This is a genomic window from Streptomyces sp. URMC 123, assembly GCF_051386515.1.
Lineage (GTDB): Bacteria > Actinomycetota > Actinomycetes > Streptomycetales > Streptomycetaceae > Streptomyces.
Genome location: NZ_JBPQTV010000412.1, coordinates 1 through 4,882, shown reverse-complemented (window position 1 = coordinate 4,882; position 4,882 = coordinate 1). Strand labels below are relative to the sequence as shown.

General features: G+C 76.7%; 4 protein-coding genes. All 4 read right to left on the bottom strand.

The window, feature by feature from the left end:
* Positions 1-79: 79 nt before the first annotated feature.
* Positions 80-793, bottom strand: a complete 714-nt coding sequence (tsaE, locus tag ACSNOD_RS28385) for a tRNA (adenosine(37)-N6)-threonylcarbamoyltransferase complex ATPase subunit type 1 TsaE (protein ID WP_436769931.1) — start codon at positions 791-793, stop codon at positions 80-82.
* A gap of 178 nt (positions 794-971) precedes the next feature.
* Positions 972-2,183, bottom strand: coding sequence for an alpha/beta fold hydrolase (locus ACSNOD_RS28380; protein WP_436769930.1), 1,212 nt, complete (start codon positions 2,181-2,183; stop codon positions 972-974).
* A 418-nt stretch (positions 2,184-2,601) separates the two neighbouring features.
* Positions 2,602-3,840, bottom strand: coding sequence for an alanine racemase (alr, locus tag ACSNOD_RS28375; protein ID WP_436769929.1), 1,239 nt, complete (start codon positions 3,838-3,840; stop codon positions 2,602-2,604).
* A gap of 221 nt (positions 3,841-4,061) precedes the next feature.
* Positions 4,062-4,882: L,D-transpeptidase (locus ACSNOD_RS28370; protein WP_436769928.1), on the bottom strand; the 821-nt coding region annotated here is incomplete at its 5' end.

Below are 4,882 nucleotides of genomic sequence, written 5' to 3'. Positions count from 1 at the left end.
GCCCCGCACCTCCCACCGCCCCGCCCCGTACTGCCAGGTCGGAGGGCGCGGCGCCACGGCCGTGCCGGATGCCGCCGACTCAGCCGGCGAGCGCCGCCGCCAGGTCCACCGACGCCCAGCGCGCCCCGACGCCGACCACGGTCACCTCGCGCTGATCGGCGTGGTCCTCCGCCGCCGCGTCCAGGACCGCCTCCGCGTCCGGCGCCGACACCGGCGCGTCCCCGGTGGCCTCGTCCCCCATCGCCCGCTCGATCACCACGTGCAGGCGGTCGTCCGACAGCTCCTCGACCTTGCCGTCGCCCCACTCCACGACGACCACGGACTCCGGCAGCGAGACATCGAGGTCGAGGTCCTCCATCTCGTCCAGGCCGCCGCCCAGCCGGTAGGCGTCCACATGAACCAGGGCCGGGCCGCCGGTCAGCGACGGGTGGACGCGCGCGATCACGAACGTCGGCGAGGTCACCGCGCCCCGCACGCCCAGGCCCTCGCCGAGGCCGCGGGCGAGCGTCGTCTTGCCGGCGCCGAGCTGTCCGGAGAGCAGCACCAGGTCACCGGGGCGCAGCAGCGCGGCCAGGCGCCGCCCGAGCTCCTGCATCCGCTCCGGCGTGCCGATGGTGAACCGGGCGGAGACGGCCGCGGCGGGGGGCGTCGCGGCGGTCGCCGGGGCCGGCCGGCCGGCGGGCGCGGGGCCCTCGGCCGGCTCGGCGCGCTCGGGGCCGGTCGCGGGCCCGGGAGCGGGCGCGGCGGAGGGAGTGGTTCCGGTGTGCGGAGTCGAGTCGTACGGGACGTCCATACTCGCCGATGGTACGGGGCCCGAGCGGTCGGCCGCGGACCCGGCGCCGGGCGGCGGACAGCCCGGTGGGCGGCCCCGGCCACGGACCGAACACAGCCCGACGGACAGCCCGGCGGACGGCCCCGGCCACGCACCGGGCGCCGCCCGGCGGACACCGAACACCGCCCGGCGAACCGCCTCAGCCGCGGACCGAGCGCCGGGCCGCGGCGCCCTTCTCCCCCAGCGCGGCTCCCGAGCGCGTGAGCAGGTCGGCGAGCCGGTCCGTCACCGTCTCCGGGTACTCCATCATCACGAGGTGCCCCGCGTCCGGCACCAGCACCAGCTCCGCGTCGGGCAGCAGGTCGGCGATGGCCACGCTGTGCGAACTCGGCGTCACCAGGTCCTTGTCGCCGGCCAGGACGAGCACCGGCAGGTCCCGGAACGCGAGCAGCGCCTCCGCCTTGTCGTGCTCCAGGAACGCCGGATAGAACTCGGCGACGACGTCTATCGGCGTCGACTCGATCAGCCGCTCCGCGAAGCGCGCGACGGCCGGGTCCACGTCCTTCGAGCTGAACGAGTAGCGCTTGATCACCCCGGCGAACAGGTCGGCCGTCGCCTGCCGCCCCCGCTCGACCAGCTCGGCGCGCGAGCCCAGGGCCTTCAGCACGCCCGGCAGGAAGCGGCGGACGACGTTCATGCCCGCCACCGGCAGCCCGAAGTTGACCTCGCCGAGCCCGCCCGAGGAGGTGTCGAACAGCGCCACGCCGGCCACCCGCTCGCGCACGTACTCCGGGTAGTGCGCGGCCAGCGCCATCACGGTCATGCCGCCCATGGAGTGCCCCACCAGCACCACCGGTCCCTCCGGCGCCGCCGCGTCCAGCACCGCCCTGAGGTCGCGGCCGAGCTGGTCGATGGTGACCGGGACGCCCTCGGCCTGGGCGCGGCCGCGCTGGGAGCGGCCATGGCTGCGCTGGTCCCAGTAGACGGTGCGGACCAGCCCGCGCAGCGCGGCCCGCTGGAAGTGCCAGGCGTCCTGGTTGAGGCAGTAGCCGTGGCAGAAGACCACCGTCACCGGCGCCGGCAGGCGGCGGCCGAAGAGCCGGCGGCGGCGTGGCCCCGCGCCGCCCTCCGGGTCGACCTCCTCGACCTCGTAGTGCAGCTCCGTGCCGTCGTCGGCGATCGCCCGGCCGGGCGTGCCGCGCAGCGCGCCGTACGGGCCCGCCGCGTCCAGCGCCAGCCGGGCCCTGCGGCGGATGCCGCGGCCGACGGTCAGCCGCTCCAGCGCGACGCCCACCGCCGCCCCGGCGGCCACGACGCCGATCGCCGCTCCCGCGAATCCGGCGCGCCGCCAGCCGGCGGCGGCGACCGCCGCGTCCAGCGCCGCCGCGTCCCCCGTGGTGTTGTCACCCATGGTCGTGCCGCTCCTCGTCGATGCGTCGCATGCGTGCTGCTCCGTGTCGCTGACCTGCGGTGCGAGTGCCGTGTGCGTGGTTGTGAACTCGTGTGTGCGTGGGTCCGTGTGTCCGTGTGCGGTGGGGCCGTGTGCCGTACGTGTACGTCGGTGCGGGTGCGGGTGCGGGTGCCGGTGCGGTGCGGGCTCTTGCGCGGGATGGCACCGAGCGCCGCGACGCCGTACGGCCGACCGCTCCGCAGAGCCCGTACAGCCCGAACGGCGCACAGCCCGAACGGCCGAAAGCGGCACCCGTACGGCCGCACCACCGCCGTACGGCCGCGCCCTCGCGTCACTCCGTGCCGGACAGGGGCGTGTTCCCCGCCCGCCCCGGTCGAATCACGCGTTCGCCCGGCCGGGCGGCCCGCCGCCACCCCGGTCAGCCGCGCCGTTCCTCGCCGTCGTCCACCGGGCGGGCGGCCGCCCCGCGGTCGTCCGTCCCGTGGACGCCATGGTCCTCGTCGACATAGACGCGCGATACCCGTTTTCCGATGCGTGTCACGATCTCGTAGGCGATGGTTCCGGCCGCCCGCGCCCAGTCCTCCGCGGTGGGCTCGCCGCCGTCGCCGGGGCCGAAGAGCACCGCCTCGTCGCCGACGGCCGCGCTGTCACCGCCGAGGTCGACCACGAACTGGTCCATCGCGACCCGGCCCGCGACCGTCCGCCACTTGCCCCCGACCAGCACCGGACCGGTCCCCGAGGCGTGCCGCGGCACCCCGTCGGCGTACCCCAGCGGCACCAGGGCGAGGGTCGTCTCGCCGGGGGTGACGTAGTGGTGGCCATAGCTCACGCCGTGCCCGCCGGGCGCCCGCTTCACCAGCGCGAGGTTCGCGCGGAGCGTCATCACCGGCCGCAGCCCGAAGTCGGAGGGCTGGCCGATTTCCGGCGCCGGCGACACCCCGTAGACGGCGATTCCGGTCCGCACGAGATCGAAGTGCGTCTCGGGCAGCGTCAGAGCCGCCGGGGAGTTGGCGATGTGCCGCACCTCGGGGCGCAGCCCGGCCCGCTCGGCGGTGGCCAGGGCCTCGCGGTACGCGGTGAGCTGCGCGGCGATCGAGGGATGGCCGGGCTCGTCGGCGCAGGCGAAGTGCGACCAGACGCCGGTCACGGCGATCGTGCCGGCGAGCTCGGCGGCGCGGGCGGCGGCGGTCAGCTCGGGCCAGTCGTCGGGCTGGCAGCCGTTGCGGCCGAGCCCGGTGTCGGCCTTGAGCTGGACCCTGGCCGGCCGGCCCGCGGCCCGGGCCGCGGCGACGACCTCGTCCAGCGCCCACATGCCGCTCACCGAGACGTCGATGTCCGCCTCGATGGCCTCGCGCCAGGGGCCGCCGGGCGTCCACAGCCAGCACAGCATCCGGCCGGTGTCCCCGGCCGCGCGCAGGGCGAGCGCCTCCTCGGGGGTGGCGGTGCCGAGCCAGGTGGCGCCGGCCTCGCGGGCGGCGCGCGCGCAGGGAATGGCGCCGTGGCCGTACGCGTCCGACTTGACCACGGCCATGAGCTGCGCGCCGCCGACGCGGGCCCGCAGGGCGCGGACGTTGGCGCGCAGGGCCGCCAGGTCGATCACCGCACGGCCGCGCCGGGGGGACGACGTGGGGAGCGCCTCGGCCGGCACGGGCGACACGGGCGACACGGGGCGTGCCGGAGGCACGGGTGACACAGGTGACACGGGCTTCCGGTCCTCCCCGGGCGGCGCTGGGAGCCGTTGAGGCGCCCCCTCCGAATGTGCAGTCATCGCGCCAAGTCTCTCACCGAGGCGCCGGGGGGCGGCGGGGGCAGGGGGAGGAAGCGGACTTTTGCGGTAGAAACGGTCAGCGGCGGGGGCCTGCACGCGCGGTGGGTGGCTCACGTGCCGGGGCGGCGGCCCCAGGAGTAGACCCGGTCGCCCAGGCTCAGCACGTCCCAGAGCCTGCGCGCGTCGGCGTAGGTGAGGTTGACGCACCCGTGGGAGCCGCCCTCGGGGTCGTGGACGTTGCCGTAGACCCCGTGGAACGCCTGGCCGCCGTTGAAGAACTGCGCGAACGGCATGGGCGCGCGGTAGAGGGTCGACCAGTGGTCGCGGTTGCGCAGATAGATCCGGTGCCAGCCGGTGCGGGTGGCGTACCCCGCCTTGCCGCTGCGGATCGTCACCGGGCCGAACACCACCCGGTCGCCCCGCTGCACCCACATGATCTGGCGGGGCAGGTCCAGACAGACCACGCGGCCGGTCCCGGCGGGGCAGCGGCCGTCGGCGTTCGGGTTCCGCCGGGCCTCGGCGAGCCGGATGCGGGCCATCGACGTGGGGCCCGCGAACCCGATCGCCGGCTCGATGCCCTCCTTCCGCTGCCAGGCGCGGATCGTCTCGCAGTCCTTCCCGGACTGCACCCCGTCCACGGGGAGCCCGAGGAACGCCTCGACCTCGCGCTGGTACGGGCCCGTGGACGCGCTGCACGGCACGGGCGCGGCACCGCCCTGGCGGCGGACCGCCTCGGCCCGCGGCACGTACTCCACGAGGGGCTCCTCGCCGACCGCCGGGGGCACGGGCTCCCGGGTCGCCCGGTCGACGGGCACGCGGGGCGGCAGCGCCTGGTCGGGGGTGTCCCGGTGCAGGCGGTGGTGGGGCGCGGGCGGCAGGCCGGGGACGAGGTCCCGCAGCGGTACGGGGGTACGGGGGCGCCGCCCTGTGC